The sequence below is a fragment of the Spiroplasma endosymbiont of Andrena trimmerana genome, from assembly GCF_964019575.1.
Lineage (GTDB): Bacteria > Bacillota_I > Bacilli_A > Mycoplasmatales > VBWQ01 > Spiroplasma_E.
Genome location: NZ_OZ026455.1, coordinates 1063502 through 1078240, shown reverse-complemented (window position 1 = coordinate 1078240; position 14739 = coordinate 1063502). Strand labels below are relative to the sequence as shown.

20 protein-coding genes, 1 pseudogene and 1 riboswitch are annotated in these 14739 nt (G+C 21.8%); of the genes and pseudogenes, 9 read left to right on the top strand and 12 right to left on the bottom strand.

The annotated features are described in order from the left end of the window. Positions 1–4: 4 nt before the first annotated feature. The 8 genes from AACL03_RS06395 to AACL03_RS06360 all read right to left on the bottom strand — a co-directional run bounded on the left by AACL03_RS06395 (position 5) and on the right by AACL03_RS06360 (position 2590). Positions 5–241: a hypothetical protein gene (locus AACL03_RS06395; RefSeq protein WP_339039867.1), complete on the bottom strand. Its 237-nt coding sequence runs from the start codon at positions 239–241 to the stop codon at positions 5–7. 260 nt (positions 242–501) lie between these two features. After that, positions 502–657, bottom strand: a complete 156-nt coding sequence (locus AACL03_RS06390; RefSeq protein WP_338956806.1) for a hypothetical protein — start codon at positions 655–657, stop codon at positions 502–504. Then, positions 657–818: a hypothetical protein gene (locus AACL03_RS06385; protein WP_339039866.1), complete on the bottom strand. Its 162-nt coding sequence runs from the start codon at positions 816–818 to the stop codon at positions 657–659. Before AACL03_RS06385 ends, AACL03_RS06390 begins: the two co-directional genes overlap by 1 nt. A 3-nt stretch (positions 819–821) precedes the next feature. Continuing rightward, positions 822–1115 (bottom strand): hypothetical protein, encoded by a 294-nt coding sequence (locus AACL03_RS06380; RefSeq protein ID WP_338956800.1) that lies wholly within the window; start codon positions 1113–1115, stop codon positions 822–824. Next, the gene (locus tag AACL03_RS06375) at positions 1105–1581 is read right to left on the bottom strand and encodes a hypothetical protein (protein WP_338979827.1); all 477 of its coding nucleotides are present in this window, start codon (positions 1579–1581) and stop codon (positions 1105–1107) included. Before AACL03_RS06375 ends, AACL03_RS06380 begins: the two co-directional genes overlap by 11 nt. A gap of 8 nt (positions 1582–1589) precedes the next feature. Continuing rightward, positions 1590–1793 carry a hypothetical protein gene (locus tag AACL03_RS06370; RefSeq protein WP_338956796.1) on the bottom strand — a complete coding sequence of 68 codons (204 nt, stop codon included), beginning with the start codon at positions 1791–1793 and terminating at the stop codon, positions 1590–1592. Between the two features lie 134 nt (positions 1794–1927). Continuing rightward, a complete protein-coding gene (locus tag AACL03_RS06365; RefSeq protein WP_338956794.1) occupies positions 1928–2446 on the bottom strand; it encodes a hypothetical protein in 519 nt (172 codons plus the stop codon). Positions 2447–2458: 12 nt separating this feature from the next. Beyond that, positions 2459–2590, bottom strand: coding sequence for a hypothetical protein (locus tag AACL03_RS06360; protein WP_338956793.1), 132 nt, complete (start codon positions 2588–2590; stop codon positions 2459–2461). 784 nt (positions 2591–3374) lie between these two features. Between AACL03_RS06360 and AACL03_RS06355 the strand changes: the two genes are divergently transcribed. Genes AACL03_RS06355 through AACL03_RS06345 form a run of 3 tightly spaced genes read left to right on the top strand, consistent with a single transcriptional unit; the run spans position 3375 to position 5049 of the window. After that, positions 3375–3584 (top strand): hypothetical protein, encoded by a 210-nt coding sequence (locus AACL03_RS06355; protein WP_339039865.1) that lies wholly within the window; start codon positions 3375–3377, stop codon positions 3582–3584. 14 nt (positions 3585–3598) lie between these two features. Then, positions 3599–4213 (top strand): hypothetical protein, encoded by a 615-nt coding sequence (locus AACL03_RS06350; RefSeq protein ID WP_339039864.1) that lies wholly within the window; start codon positions 3599–3601, stop codon positions 4211–4213. A 56-nt stretch (positions 4214–4269) separates the two neighbouring features. Continuing rightward, on the top strand, positions 4270–5049 hold the full coding sequence (locus AACL03_RS06345; RefSeq protein ID WP_338957594.1) for a J domain-containing protein: 780 nt from the start codon (positions 4270–4272) through the stop codon (positions 5047–5049). Between the two features lie 52 nt (positions 5050–5101). Here the strand turns inward: AACL03_RS06345 and AACL03_RS06340 are convergent, their stop codons facing one another. Both AACL03_RS06340 and AACL03_RS06335 read right to left on the bottom strand, forming a co-directional pair. Further along, positions 5102–5689, bottom strand: coding sequence for a hypothetical protein (locus AACL03_RS06340; protein ID WP_338957592.1), 588 nt, complete (start codon positions 5687–5689; stop codon positions 5102–5104). A 124-nt stretch (positions 5690–5813) separates the two neighbouring features. Beyond that, a riboswitch (cobalamin riboswitch) is annotated at positions 5814–5992 on the bottom strand. Between the two features lie 52 nt (positions 5993–6044). Then, positions 6045–6599: an inorganic diphosphatase gene (locus AACL03_RS06335; protein ID WP_338957590.1), complete on the bottom strand. Its 555-nt coding sequence runs from the start codon at positions 6597–6599 to the stop codon at positions 6045–6047. 99 nt (positions 6600–6698) lie between these two features. Here AACL03_RS06335 and AACL03_RS06330 point away from each other — a divergent pair, with 99 nt between their 5' ends. Beyond that, complete coding sequence (locus AACL03_RS06330) at positions 6699–7343, top strand: hypothetical protein (protein WP_252319995.1); 645 nt, start codon at positions 6699–6701, stop codon at positions 7341–7343. Here the strand turns inward: AACL03_RS06330 and AACL03_RS06325 are convergent. Beyond that, positions 7340–7831: a hypothetical protein gene (locus AACL03_RS06325; RefSeq protein ID WP_338957587.1), complete on the bottom strand. Its 492-nt coding sequence runs from the start codon at positions 7829–7831 to the stop codon at positions 7340–7342. The two genes, AACL03_RS06330 and AACL03_RS06325, sit on opposite strands and share 4 nt — an antisense overlap. 328 nt (positions 7832–8159) lie before the next feature. On the opposite strand from AACL03_RS06325, the gene AACL03_RS06320 reads away from it, so the two are divergent. The 4 genes from AACL03_RS06320 to AACL03_RS06305 all read left to right on the top strand — a co-directional run bounded on the left by AACL03_RS06320 (position 8160) and on the right by AACL03_RS06305 (position 11163). After that, positions 8160–8846 (top strand): hypothetical protein, encoded by a 687-nt coding sequence (locus AACL03_RS06320; protein ID WP_252320001.1) that lies wholly within the window; start codon positions 8160–8162, stop codon positions 8844–8846. A gap of 76 nt (positions 8847–8922) precedes the next feature. Further along, positions 8923–9492 (top strand): hypothetical protein, encoded by a 570-nt coding sequence (locus AACL03_RS06315; protein WP_339039863.1) that lies wholly within the window; start codon positions 8923–8925, stop codon positions 9490–9492. A 287-nt stretch (positions 9493–9779) separates the two neighbouring features. Then, positions 9780–10655: a hypothetical protein gene (locus AACL03_RS06310; protein ID WP_339039862.1), complete on the top strand. Its 876-nt coding sequence runs from the start codon at positions 9780–9782 to the stop codon at positions 10653–10655. A 16-nt stretch (positions 10656–10671) separates the two neighbouring features. Continuing rightward, the gene (locus AACL03_RS06305) at positions 10672–11163 is read left to right on the top strand and encodes a hypothetical protein (protein WP_338980346.1); all 492 of its coding nucleotides are present in this window, start codon (positions 10672–10674) and stop codon (positions 11161–11163) included. 141 nt (positions 11164–11304) lie between these two features. Here AACL03_RS06305 and AACL03_RS10020 read toward each other — a convergent pair. Next, a pseudogene (locus AACL03_RS10020) lies at positions 11305–12550 on the bottom strand (ISNCY family transposase). 159 nt (positions 12551–12709) lie between these two features. Here AACL03_RS10020 and AACL03_RS06290 point away from each other — a divergent pair. Beyond that, complete coding sequence (locus tag AACL03_RS06290) at positions 12710–14644, top strand: hypothetical protein (RefSeq protein WP_339039861.1); 1935 nt, start codon at positions 12710–12712, stop codon at positions 14642–14644. The last annotated feature ends 95 nt before the right edge of the window (positions 14645–14739 follow it).

Sequence of the window (14739 nt, the reverse complement as noted above, 5' to 3'; positions counted from 1 at the left end):
TCCTTTAATTTTCTAATTTTTTAATTGTTACTTTAATTCAACCTTGATAAACATCATTATCACCAACTATTAATGCAACATTACTTTCTGGGTCAGAAACAATTATGTGTTTGGATTTAACATTTGGGTATTGTCTTAAAATAATTGCTCTAATATCATTACTTGTATGAATTGCTTTTGGAAATAGTGATAATATTTCAATTTCATCTTTATTTTCAAACAAAGTAGGTAATATTATCATTAGTCAAATTCACCTCAGTTTTCTAACTCATAAAGTTTGGATGAATATTCTATTAATGAATTATTTAATAAATCTATTCTTTCTTTCATAGAAATAATTAATTTTTCTTTATTCATAATTTAACTTTTCTTTTCTAACTCTTTTATTTTGTTTTTGTTTACAAAAGTTATTACATTTATGTGCATAAAATCTACCATAACCACATTTATTATTCTTTATTACTTTTAATAAAATTAGGAATTTTTAATTCATTTTTATTATTACTCATTATCAAATTCTCCATTTCTTATTAATTCAAGTAATTTCATAATTCTTTCTGGTTTATCATTTTCATAAGAATAATCACAACAATCACAATGATGTACATTAATATTTCATTCCTCTTCAATATAATCAATTAATTTTTGTTTAATCATTAATTTTTCTCCTTATTTTTAATTTGATTAGCAATTTCACTTAATATTTTTAATACTTTATATTCATTTTTTAATTCTTTAATAATAAATATTAAAATTATTATTAGTGTTATAGATGTTATTAATATTGGTATTATCAATAAAATTTTTCATAATATCATTTTTTACTCTTTTCATTTTTTAAATCATTTAACATTGATTGAACAAAATGCACGATTTTTAGGAATGTTTAAAGTGTTAAAGATTTGACCAGTTACTAAAATTTCATCATTTTTGTTTAATAAAATACAGCGTCTATAAAGTTTTGGGTTATTAAAAATTAAAGTAACATAATTTAATCCATTTCATTGACCACGAACACTATAATATAATTCCTTATTACCTTTTTCGTAATATTTTGCTTCAATAGTGTTACTCAGTTTTACTTTTAATTTGACATAATTTTCTTTATCTTTCATTTTTAGAATTCCTTAAATAATTATCAAAAATCAATATTTTCTTATGATTTTTTAAATAATATTGAATATGCTTATAAGCATCTTGTTCATGTTTTGTTAATTTTATATTTCCTTTATAATCTGTTATTTTATTTTTATTTTTTGGGTGATTTTCGAAATAATCTCAGTTAAAAACATCTTGAACTAATACCATTAATGCACCAATAATTTTAGGTGTTGATAATGGATTAGTTAATAATTGTTTTGAACTTAAAAAGAAATTTTCTACAATAACTAATATTTTTTTATCAATAAATTTTTCTTTAATTAATTGCAATTTTTCTTTATACATATTTTTAGTTCATAAAACAGTTAATGTATTAAATGTTTCATTAAAAACAATATTATTAGTTTCACTTGAATATATAACCATTCCATTATTACCAATTCCAGCAGGGTCAATTCCAATAATTAAGTCATATTGCATTAATTAAGTTAACCTCTAATAACCGTTTTAATAATTTCTAAATCACAATTACATCAACAATATTTACATTCTTCAATAAATTCTTTATGACCACAAACTAAATTATCTTTTTTTAAATCATCAATCAGTTTAATTAGCCCTATTTTAAATTCAATATCATCACTGTCTGGTATGCAAATCGTTTCTCTTTTAGTTAAATATTCTTTATCCATATTTATACCTCCTAATTAACTTAATATTTAAAATACAGTCATAACAAATTGCTTTACTATTTTTATCTCTTAAAAAATATTTTCTTGTTTTTATATCATTAGTATTAAAGAATAAATAATCTAATTTATTTTGTTTACATGTTCAACAAAAATACTTTTTCATTATGATTTGAAATTTCCTTATAAGAAGTAACTATATAATTAATTGCTAAATCATTATGCTTATATGGATTATTTATTTTAAAACCTTTTCTGTTTTCTTCTCACGTAATGTTATATTTAAAACAAGGATTAGTAATTTTAGTTTTGTTATCAGTTATTTCACCCATAAATCAACTATTATGCTGTTCATAAAATGTTAATGGTTCAAGTTTTATATCATTAAGATAATATTCTTTTGGAGTAATTGGTTTATTAACAGTTATTTTTTGGTCTTTAATATATGGTTCTAATAATTTTATTAATTCATTACCACTTAATTCTCTTTTAATATTTTCTAAATTAAAAACTCAATATGTGTAACTGTTATCAACAATAAAAGAATTATTTTTAATCATTCATTTTGGAAGTGATAATTTATATTCAACATAATCAATAAGAATAGATTGTGGTTTATCTTTAACAATTTGTTCTTTTTTAAATTCTATTTGCATAATAATCCTTTCCTAATATGTTCTGTTGCTTCTAGCATAAAGAACATATATTTTGATGTTTAGATTATTAATACTACTACTATTCGTTTTATTCATTCCATGAAAACTGGGCTCAAAAATAAATTGTGAAATTTTAAAAAACATTGAGGCATTCGATTCAATATTTATTTAATTTATGTTTAATAAATTAATATTTTAATTGAACCGGCCCCGCTCAATTTTTTTTACAAGTTTGAAATTTATTTTCTCGCCCAAAAAAATTTTTCAAAAAAAATAAAAAATAAAACCAACACTTGCTCACTGGGGAGTGGCAAGGTTGGTTAAATAAAGAATAGAATTAATACAATTGGTCCCTACAACAGGTCTATATATACTAGTTTCCAATTCGCTCCCACCCCAAGAATTACCATTAATGGTTAGTATATTTTATTAGGTATCACTCCACTTTTTATTTATCCATGCAAGTCCACATGTTTTAGCTACTATTTTTAACAACTGTGTTGTAGTTCACTTTTTTAGTTCCCCAACACGTGTTGATAATAGTGCTAAAGACGGTTATTAAAAATTTTAAAATTTTACAATTACAAAAAAAGACAAGATTATTTCTTGTCTTTTTCCTTGTTGATAATTTTAATTTAACTTACAAAATGTATATTTTATTTTTTTTAAATACGTCGAATATAAAATATAAATTTAATGTTTTAAGAAAAGAGAGTAATTTTGTCTAATTTTCATTATTTTTCAAATAATTCATTTTTGGAAATAAGTTACTAATATGATAATAAATTATTTCGTAACTTTGACAATCTCCCTGTTTTTTTTAATTGATTTTCACTTAGAAAGGCATATAATGAATTTATAATGTTTTTAAACCCATTGTTTTAATTTTAAAGCAAATGGGTTTTTATGTTAAAAAGGAGATGAACTTATGGAACAGCAAGAAAGTAAAACACAAACATCTAGCAATGAGTTAAAATCAAAAATAGAAATTGGACAAGAAAAATTACAAAATGAATTAGAAACAGTTTCTGTTTCTAAGGAAACTAAAAAAGGAATTGCAGAACAAATAGAAGCAATTAATCAATTAGAAAAAATGATTAATGAAGTTAAAAAACAACTTAACAAAAATGCTTATTAAATAAGGAGTAAAATATGCCATTAGATAAGGATAAACAAGATTTACAAATTAAAATATTTACAGATGAGCAAATTCAATTACTTACCGAAGATGATATTAAATCATTATCAATTGAACAAATTCAAGTATTTAATGAAAAAATTGAAGTATTAGATAAAGAAGTTGAAAAAAGAACCATAATATTATCAGATTATATTGATGTAATTACTGATGCTACTTCTAAAATAACTAGTTTATTAGAAGAAAATGTTTTTTTGGAAAAGCAAAAAATCGGCAATTTTAAAAATTTTATTATTACAATGTTTAGTTTTGGTTGTATTAATAAAAATAAAAGAATAGAAAAAAAACTAAATAAAAATAAAAAGGAAATACAAGAAAAAACTAATGAACGAACAGATTTAAAACTAATATTTGAAAATATTAGTTTAGAAAGAAAAAAAATAAATGATGAGTTAAATAATTTAATTAAATTAACTGAATTATGAAAAAATATTAATGATAAAAAAAATAGTATAAAGAACACTTCATCAGCTAAAGAATTTTCTTGTTCTAAATTTGTTGAAGAAATTAATGCTTTAGAATTAATTAATCAAAAACCAGTAAATGATCGTGTACAAAACTTACCATAAATATAACCATTATTTATGAATATAGTAGTGCTTATTAAAAAGGAAAAAAACTAAAAATGGAACAATATTATGAATTATTAGGTTTATCTATTGGTGCAACAATTCCTGAAATTAATGCATCTTTTAGACGTTTATCTTTAAAATTACATCCAGATAAAAATACTAATAATCCAGAAGCAACTATTAATTTTCAAAAATTAAGTGAAGCGCGTAATGTTTTAGTTAAACAAAAAGAATATGAAGAAAAAACTAATAAAATATGGAAAGAAAATTTAAAAAAACAACAAGCAGAACAAGAAACATTTCAAAATAAACAAAAAGAAGAAATTTTAGCTAAGCAAAAATTTAAGATATTTAAAAAAGAAATTGATCAAAAAATGAAAAAAAATTATATTGAGTTATTACCTAAAATACTTGATTTTAAAATAGAATTAAAGAAATTAGAAAAAGAACTTTTAACTTTACAGTCAAAAAGTTCTAAATTAAGAAAATCTATTATTAATTTAAATACAAAGAAAATAAATCCAAGAATTAATTTTTATATTAAATGTATTACTTTAGGTTTTTATGATTGAAATAAAATAACAGAAAAAGAACTATGTGAAAATAAAAATGAATTTATAAAAACCAATAGGGAAAAAGAAAATTTAAAAGAAAAATATGATATAGTAAAAACTAATATGCAAATATTAATTAATGAGCAAAACTTATTACAAGAAGATCTTAAAGAATTATTTGCAAAAGAAAATGATTTGAAAAAATATATAAATTCATTTAATTTAGAAGAAAAAGATTCAATAAGAGATTGAAATAAATACTTTTCATCATCAGTTTAATGATATAAATAATATTATATGAATAGTTAATTATTTAAATATAAATTTATATTTATGGTTCAACTAATAATTCATTATTTGATGTTTGTTCATCATTGCTTTCTTCAATAATATTATTATCAATAATAATATAATATTGTAAATATTTATTTCAAATACTGATAATTGGTTTATACAGAAAACTACTAAACATGAAGTTACCAATGCCATGAATAGCATCAAAACTTAATCCAGATAATCAGTAAAGATAAAAACTGGATTTACCAAATAATATTAAATGAATTAGAGAATCAAATGTACCAAAAGTAAAACCTCATAAACTTGTAATAATTACAAAAATTCATCAATGCTTTTTAATTAAATGACGAAATATTCAAATTATTATGACCAATATTGGTCATATACTAAAATATAAAAATATTCAACTATTACCACCGTAAAGTAGAATTTCTAATGAAGCAAAAATTAAAGGAATAGTAATTGACATATATAGTGGAAAAACTAATGCTGAAAATGCTAATAGAAAAGTTACAACTTCAATATTTGGTAATATTGCTAATACTTCTTTTAAAGCAAAAACTAGTGCTGCATATGAAGGAATAATCAAGATACGAATTAATTTTTGGACATGGTTACTCATATTTGTTCTCGGCTTTCTTTATTTTTTAAATTTAAAACCACCTCATAAAGGTGGTTTAGTTATACTAATCGGAGATAAAACATCAATTAAAATTATATAACTGTTATCTGCACCCAGAGATTAGTTTAATAGTGTTAAATAGATAGGTCTACTGGCTTAACTTCATTTTACTTGTTACCCTTCTCAAAATCTTTGATTTCAATGGATTATGTAACTTTTATCAGTATCACAGTTGCTGGGGCAGCTTAAGATTACTTAATTCCCTTTTATGAACAGTTGTTCATCTATTTAATTTTATTCAGTTGTATTTAAGGATAAATGATTTAATATATTAAAAATATATTATACTTTTTGTTTATTTTTTGTTTAATAATGACACTAATTGTGCTTTTGGTAAATTATTCATTTCATTTTGATATTGTTTAAACATATTTTTACATGTTGTAAGTTCAGTTAATGCTTCTTTTAAGTTACCTCAACCTTCAATTATGACTTTCTTTTTTTGTAATTCTTTATACTGTAAAAAGAAATTAACAATTTCATCACGTAAATGTTGTGGTACATCTTTTAGATCTTGATACTCATTAAAGCGTGGATCAGAATTAACAACACCAAATAATTTAGTATCAACTTCACCACCGTCAATCATTTTAATCATTCCTAAAACTCTAACTTCTACTAAGCAACCAGGGAAAGTTGGATAAGTAATTAAACTAATAATATCTAAAGGATCACCATCATAATCTAAAGTTTCAGGAATATATCCATATTCACCGGGATAAAAATTAGCACCATAAAGAACACGATCTAATATCATAGTTTTAGATTTTCAATCATATTCATATTTATTACTTGATCCTTTGGGAATTTCAACTACCATTTGCACAATGTTATTTTCACTTTTATTCATTAATACTTCATCTCCTTTTAAAAATTAATTTTATTATATAATAAATAAACATTTTTTTATATATAATTAAAATAATAAATGTATTTTAAGGAGTAAAAGATGAGTTTAAAATATGAGAAAAAGTGACAACAATTTAAAAGTAATATTAATAATTCTTTAAAATTAACTACTCATAGGATAGCATTAATTAGTAGTTTATTGGCAGTTACAACATTAATGACCTTATTAGAAACACCACCTATTTTTTTACCTTTTTTAAAAATTGATTTTGGTAATACTATTAATTTAATTGCATTGTTAATTATTAAACTTCCTTATAGTTTGTTAATTGCCATTATTGTTCCTTGACTAAGTTTAATCTTACCTCATTTTCCTTCTGGTAATGCTGAACCAATTGGTGAATTTGCTTATATGTTAAGTACCATTACTTTATTGTTATTATATAGTAGTTTTAAATTATTATTTAAGCAATTACCATTTTGAAAAACGCAATCTAATAATTCTTGAAAACGATTAATGATTATTGAAATACCGACAGTTGTTATTACTTGTATTTTAGTATCATTAATTAGTGCTTTTTATAATTGAGCTTTTATTTTAGACATGTATGGTGCTGGTGATCTTAAAGATAAGATTTGAATTGTATTTGTACCATTTAATTTAATTAAATTTACTTCAGTTTTGCTTTTATATTTATTATTAGTTAGGCCAGTACAAATTTTAGTACAACATTTTAATATTTAAATAATATATTTTAATTGATCTTTTTTTAATTCTATTACTAAAGATTCTTCACTATTTTGTTTTATTTCTGACTCTTCTCAAGGTCTTCAAATATTTACTTCTTCTTTATAATCTTCATCAATTACTAATCGTTCTGAATCACTATCTTCTTCTGAATTATCAAAATAGTTGTTTTCTATTTGTTTGTTAATATTTACTGATAATAAATTTATTGTTTGCTGTTGATTTAAAAATTCTTCTTTATAATTTTGATTTTCATTATTATCACAATTTATTTCTGCAATATTGATGGCTGCTTCTAATATATCTCTTGGAGCTGAGTTGACTGAATGTTTTGTTTTAAGTTCATTCTTTCTTGCTTTTTGCTTTCAAATTCAAATTGTTGTTTTTGAAATGCCAGTTTCTTTTTTGATTTCACCATAACTTTTACCATCTTGTAAATATTGTAATACTTTTTCTTTTATTTCCGGTGTATATTTTTTTGCCATCTTTTAATCTTCCTTTTCTTTTAGCAATTTTATTTAATAAAATCCTAATACAGAAAAAATATCTATATAAGGATTTAACACTATTTAAATTAATGATTAATATTATAATTTATTTTTTTAGTTTTTGTTATTTTTATTTTAATAAAAATTATCTATCAAATTATTATTATGATATTTTTATTGTTAATTAATTTTCTAAATTAGAGTAGTATTAACACTTTTTATAAAAATTTAATAAATGTCTTGTTTTTTAATTAAAAGTAATTTATAATTTTTATAAATAAGTATTTAATTAATTAAATACCTATTTTAAAAAGGAGAAGTTATAATGATAGTTAAAAGTGTTGACCAAGAAAAAGAAAAAGTAGATATAAAAACAAAGAAAAAAATAAAGATTAATTCAAAACAACAAATTTTTAATATTACTTTGACAGGAATTTTATTGGGATTAGCTGTTGCTTCTTCATTAATTGAAATACCTATTCAGTTTATGGGAGTAATTTTACCATTAAGAATTTTTGATTCATTAATTATTGCTTTTGCTTTACCAATTATTGGTTTATATTATACATTAGCAATTGGTATTATTGAACCTTGATTACATTTATTAGCAGATAGTGATCATCCGCCAATTCAAATTTTCTTTGATAATATTGCTAATATTTTATTTATTGTTTCTTTTTATTTTATTTACTACTATCTTTTTAAATTGTGTAATAAAAGTAAAAATTTAAAAGTAGATACTATCAAAAAAGTAAGTGCTGGTCTAGTAATAGTACCCTTAAATGCGATTATTGCTACTTTATCTTTTGTTTTAACTTTAGTAGTACTTTATTTTAGTCCTAACCTACCAAGACCTGATGAATATGATAATAATATTCTTAATTTTAATAATCATTCAGTAATTATATTATTTATTTTACTTGGTATTGAAATTTTAAGATTTATTTTTATCTTTATCTTATTTAGCTTAGTTGAAAGAAAGATAGGTTCTGCTAAACGTTATTATTTTTAATAAAAAGTATTTTATTTTATAAAATAAAATGTTAAATTAATACTTATTAATTAAAAATAAAATGTGGGAGTAACATATGAAGTTAATAGTTATTTTAATTATTATCATGAGTATTATTTTTTTAATTGGTTTTATAATAATATTTTTTCTGAAATTAAGAAAAAAGAAAATAAAATCATCAAGGAAAATAAAATATCGTTTATGTGATCCAAATTCTTATCATAGTAGCATTATCAAGAATAGAAAGTTTAAAAGTAATAATGATTTAGTAAATAATAAAAAAGTATTGGAAATGTTAACATATTTACAGGAAAGAGATATCGCTAATTATAATAATATTATTCCTACTTTTTATAGCATTTTGGAAAAACCTATCCAACATAATTTGGAAGCTAATAAAAATGTTAATTATTTATTAACTAATATTGTTGATATTTTATGTCACCATCATCACTGTATGGTAAATCCCTTACATTTGATTAAACATTTGTTTAATAAATGTAATAATAAATTACATCAACACAAAAAAAATTCTCATTTTACTCAAGAGAATAATCATTCAGTTAAACCAACACATGTTTTTAATAAAACACAAATTAATGCTTCTACACCAAAAACTAATGTTTCTACAACAAAAAAAAAATAAACATACTTTCTCATAAATTTATAAATATTCCTTTACTAGTTATTAGTCCTAACTTAACAAAAACGGAATATCTAATTAAATTCATAATTAAAATGTATTAAATATCTACTAATTTAACTTATTAGTAGATATTTTTTTTAAAAATAAAATTTACTGTCAATATCGAGTGAAAATTTCCCAAAAATATTTATCAAAAAAAATAAAAAAGAAGTAAAATTTAACAAATAAAAGTTGCTTTGTTTTGAAAGTAAATATTTTTATATTTACTTTCAAAGGAGAACAAAATTATGAAATATTTTAGTCCAAGTTATTGATTTAAATTGTGAGTATTAACTGCTCCACTTTTAAATAATAAAATACAAGGTATTAATGGTAAGTCAATTGATAATTCAAATATTAAAAATTGAGTTAGAAAAAATACGACTAGTTTAGATTTAGTAAATCAACAATTAAATTTTGCAAGTAATAATCAAACAGATTTTATTATTAACAACCCAACAACAAATAGCAAAATAAATATGAATAAACATCGTCATGAAAAACACAGAAATCGATTAAAAAGAACATTAAATGGTAAAAACGAAATAAGGGGTAGTTGAGGTAAAGTAACTTGTTCATTTACACCAAAAACTTTTGAAGGAATAATAGCTGATTATCATTATTGAAAAGATAATCCTGCATGAGAACTTGGCGAAAAATTTAAAGAGGATATGATGCAACTATATAATTCTAATGATATTTCAATTACTGCAATTTTTCCATGAACATGAAAAGAAATACAACAAGTAGGTAAAACAATTTGAGATAATTTTTCAAAAATTGAAAAAGTATATACAGATAGTTCTAGAAAAGAACGTATAGAAATTGTACTTTATGAAAAACCATTTAATTGATTTGATTTTGAATCAGTAAGAATAATAACAGAAGATGAGAAATATTATCCAAATAATCGTCTTGATAATTTAGAAAATGATTTTCCAGATTGAAATAAAGATATAAAAATTAATTTAGGAAAAATTAATCATAACGTTGATAACGAAATTAAAAGTGCCATAAAGAAAAAATATCATAATTTTAAATTATCAGAAGTTTATTTATTGGATAAATCTAATTACTCACACTTTATTGGCTATTTTGAAAAAAATAATTGTTGGTACTTTTAGTCCCTATTCTTATGGTTTGACAAAACCAACTTTTACCTATGTAACACAAGATAAATTTAATGAAATTTCAAATATTATAGCAAATGATTCAAAAGTTAAACAATGATTTGCACATATAAATGAATGAAATTCTACTTTACCACAAGCAATCAATAATTCTAAAACATTTAATCCTCAAGCATTATATAATTGAAAAAGACAAGAAAAAGAAATAATAAAAGGTTATATAAGAGATTGAAGTTATATTTCAACTTTAATTGAACATGAATTAAAGTTAGATGAATTAAACAAAAATATTCAAGGAATCAAAGCAGATTTTGAAACTTTAAAAAAACAAGTTAATGAACTTGACAACAGACTTCTAAATCTAGAAAATAAATCAAATTTAAATTGTGAAAACACATTAACTATTGTTAATGGTGCTTTAAATACTATTCCCATAATTGGTAATGTTGTTGGTGGTATTACAACAATGGCTTCTGGTGCTTGTGCTATTGGTGGTGTATAATTTTATTTTTTTATATCTTTAAAATCAATTTTAAGGCATCAAATTTGCTGCTCGACAAACGATTTAAAATTTTATATAGTTAAGTATTCACAAAAATAATCTTTTATAAAAAGAATTTTATCTAATTTTAATTTGGTATTATTAGTATCCATATCTTCAAGGATGGTTTTTATTTGGTATATAAACCTTTTTAGTTTTTATCAAATCTTCTTTGATAATTGGTTTTGGTGCTATTTCTTTTAATTCATATATTTGATGATTATAACTAAGATATAACTCATTAATAAACGATTTAAGTACAATTACATCAGTTCTAGGTTGTATGTATTGAACTTTGCTATTTTTATAAGGAAAATACTTTTTACCATAATATGTTATAGTTGAACCACTATCCGTTTTTCTTTTAGAAAATCTTGAAAGATAAATATTTATTTCTTCTTGGTTTGGAGCTTTAATCATAGCAGATTTATTATTATCAATAGGTAAGGCAAATTGCTTATTAAAAATACTTATATATATTTTAAGAAATTGATTAGCTTCTTCTAAATTTTTAATTTTATTAAGTCTAAGTTCACTAATTAAGCGACTTTGAAGTGTTCCAAATAAGCGTTCGATTCTACCCTTAGCTTGTGGAATGGAAGTTCTAATAATTTCAACACCTAAATCATTACAAGACTTTTGGAATTGAGTATAAGTATCATTTTCCGTGTTTATTTTGCCAGCATCGATTTGTTTTTTTATATCCAAAAACTGTTCTATTATCAGTATAAAATGTTTTTGGTATGCCATATTTAGTTAAAATTTGATAAAAAACATTATAATAACCATCTAATGTTTCTTGATGATCAAATCATAGTCCGACAATATTTCCTGTAGCATCATCAATTGCAGCATGTAAAAAAGCTTTTGGTTTATCCTTACCAAATCAATGATGATTACTTGCATCCATTTGAATTAATTCACCAAAATTTGTTCTTCGGTTTCTTGTAGGATGCAAGTTATTTTTCTTATTTTTATGTCTTTTTGGTGAAGTAATTTTTTCTTTAATTAATATAGTATAAAGTGTACTATATGAAATTTTAATTTTTTCTTCATTGTTTAATTTCTCATGGAAATGTTGAAAATTAAAATTATAATATTTGGTTTTATATAAATTTATAATCTTAATTTTGATTTCAAAATTTGTTGTTTTATTAGAAATTTTATTTCGGGATTTATGAATAAAACCAACTTTACCTTCTCTATTGAAAATTTGAATTAATTGGTTAATTCTTCTAATAGTTAGGTTAAGTTTATTCTTAGCTTGATGTTTAGATAATTTATTAATAATAATGTCATTTATAATATTAAACTTATATTTTTCTTTCATAGTCATGCTTCTTTCCATATTTATCACCAAGTATATTTAACTTTACTTTTGGGAAATTTTCACTCGATAACTAATAGGAAATTATCACTAAATAATGACATAAAAATAAAATTTACTGTACATTATTTTGTAATAGTTTATAATAATAAGAAAATCATTATAAATGGAGTGTAAAATATGAGACGAAAATTAAATTTATTTTTTACTACCAGCCTTTTATTAAGTTCTAGCATGTCGCTTTTAGCATTCACAATTGATACAAACAATATTAGTATTAATAATTTTGCCAACAACAATGTTGATACTAAAACAGCAACTAAGTATGCTAATGAAACCTCTATTGTTGGTAAATCGTTATTAATTGCTAAAAATAAAGGTTTTAATACTAATAATTTATTAAATGATATGTATAATCAAACCCCTTCTATTCAAATTGATAATCTTACAGGTAAGAATACTGGAAATGATTTTATTAATGATTGAACTAGTAACTTAGATGGTAATAGTATTAATACTATTCAGGGTTTATTTCAACGTAATGGTATTAATCAATCTAAAGTTGATTCTGTCACTAATAATATTAATAGTTATAATAGTTATCGTGACATATTGCCAATGCTTAAAAATTATTTAAATAATTCTATTTTATCTAATGATGATACTGTTAATATGATTGATGGAATGTTAAAAAATATTAAAAATTTAATACCAAATATTAATGATTACTTATCTTATACTAATTATATTCCAATTATAACTAATACTATTGATGAATTATTAGCAGATTGAGATCAAGAAGATAATTTTAGTGGTAATACTACTTTTGAAAAAATGCAAGATTATATGTCAAAGAAAGCGACATTTGCTCAAGCTTGAAATATTCCAAGTCATGAAAAGTGATACTATGTTAAAGATGAAGCAAAAAATTGAAATTGAAATCAATTTTATGAATATATAGCTGGTGTTAATTTTAATTATATGTTTAAGTCAATATCAGGAAAATATATTGGGGAAATGATTAGCGATAATATTAAATATGCTTTATGAGGTGCTGCACCTATCGGTTTTAATTCTGATAATTTTAATGTTACATTTAGTGAAACTCTTAATAAGATTTTAACAAATCCAGTGGCATGACCTTATTTAATAAAAACAATAATACCAATGGTTAAAAGTGAAGTATTAAAATTAACTAATCCAACTCTTGGTATTGATAGTATTACTTGAGATAATAAAACACCACTTAAAAATAATACAGTTCAACTAAAAAAAGTATTAACTATTTTTCAAGAATTAATATCTTCAAAAGATAATATGCTTAAATTAGTTACCAATTTAATGACCGGACCTTTTGGTGAAGATATTATTGCGAAAGCTACCTTTGCATGAACTGATTCATATTGAACATTACCTGAGATTCAAAAGAAATTTTCTTTTATTTCAGCTATTAGTGATATTCCTCAACAAGTTGTTAATAGTTTAGAATCAGCAATTAAAAATGTTCCAATTAATGACACAATTAATAAAATATTTGAGTTTACTAATAAATATTTAACAACAAATCCATTAATTGATTTAAAAGATTTAGTAAAATATTTAGATTTAACTTTCGGTAGTAAAGATTTTATTAATGCTTTAAATAATCTTAAATATATTATTAATCACCCAACAACAGATAATATTAGTAAAACTAAAGAAATATTACAATTATTAGGTGCTCAATTTGGTGATGAAACTAATTTTAAACAAGATAGTGTTCTTGCAAACTTTTCTAATTGATTAAATACTCCTACTAGTAGTTTAAATTCCTTACTAAATATAATAGTTGATAAAACACATCATAATGGTATTCTTGATAATATGTTAAAGGACCAAGAAAATTTATATAAAGATATGTATAGTAAATATTTTGATATTAACAATAATAGTTATTTTACTTTAAGTGATATTGCAATGAATACATTTAAACATGATGATGGTAGTGTTAGTGCAGTTTTAAGTTATAAAATTAAAAATAATTTAGATAATAAAAGTTATGATATTACATTTAAAAATGCTAATTTTCTTACAAGTAAAATCTTTAAAATAAAATTATTTCATATTAGTCAATAATTTTTAATAATTTTCTTCAATAATTAGATATTTTAATTTAAAAAGTATATTAATATACAAGTCAGTTATTGCATTTCTCTTTAAACAATTTAAAA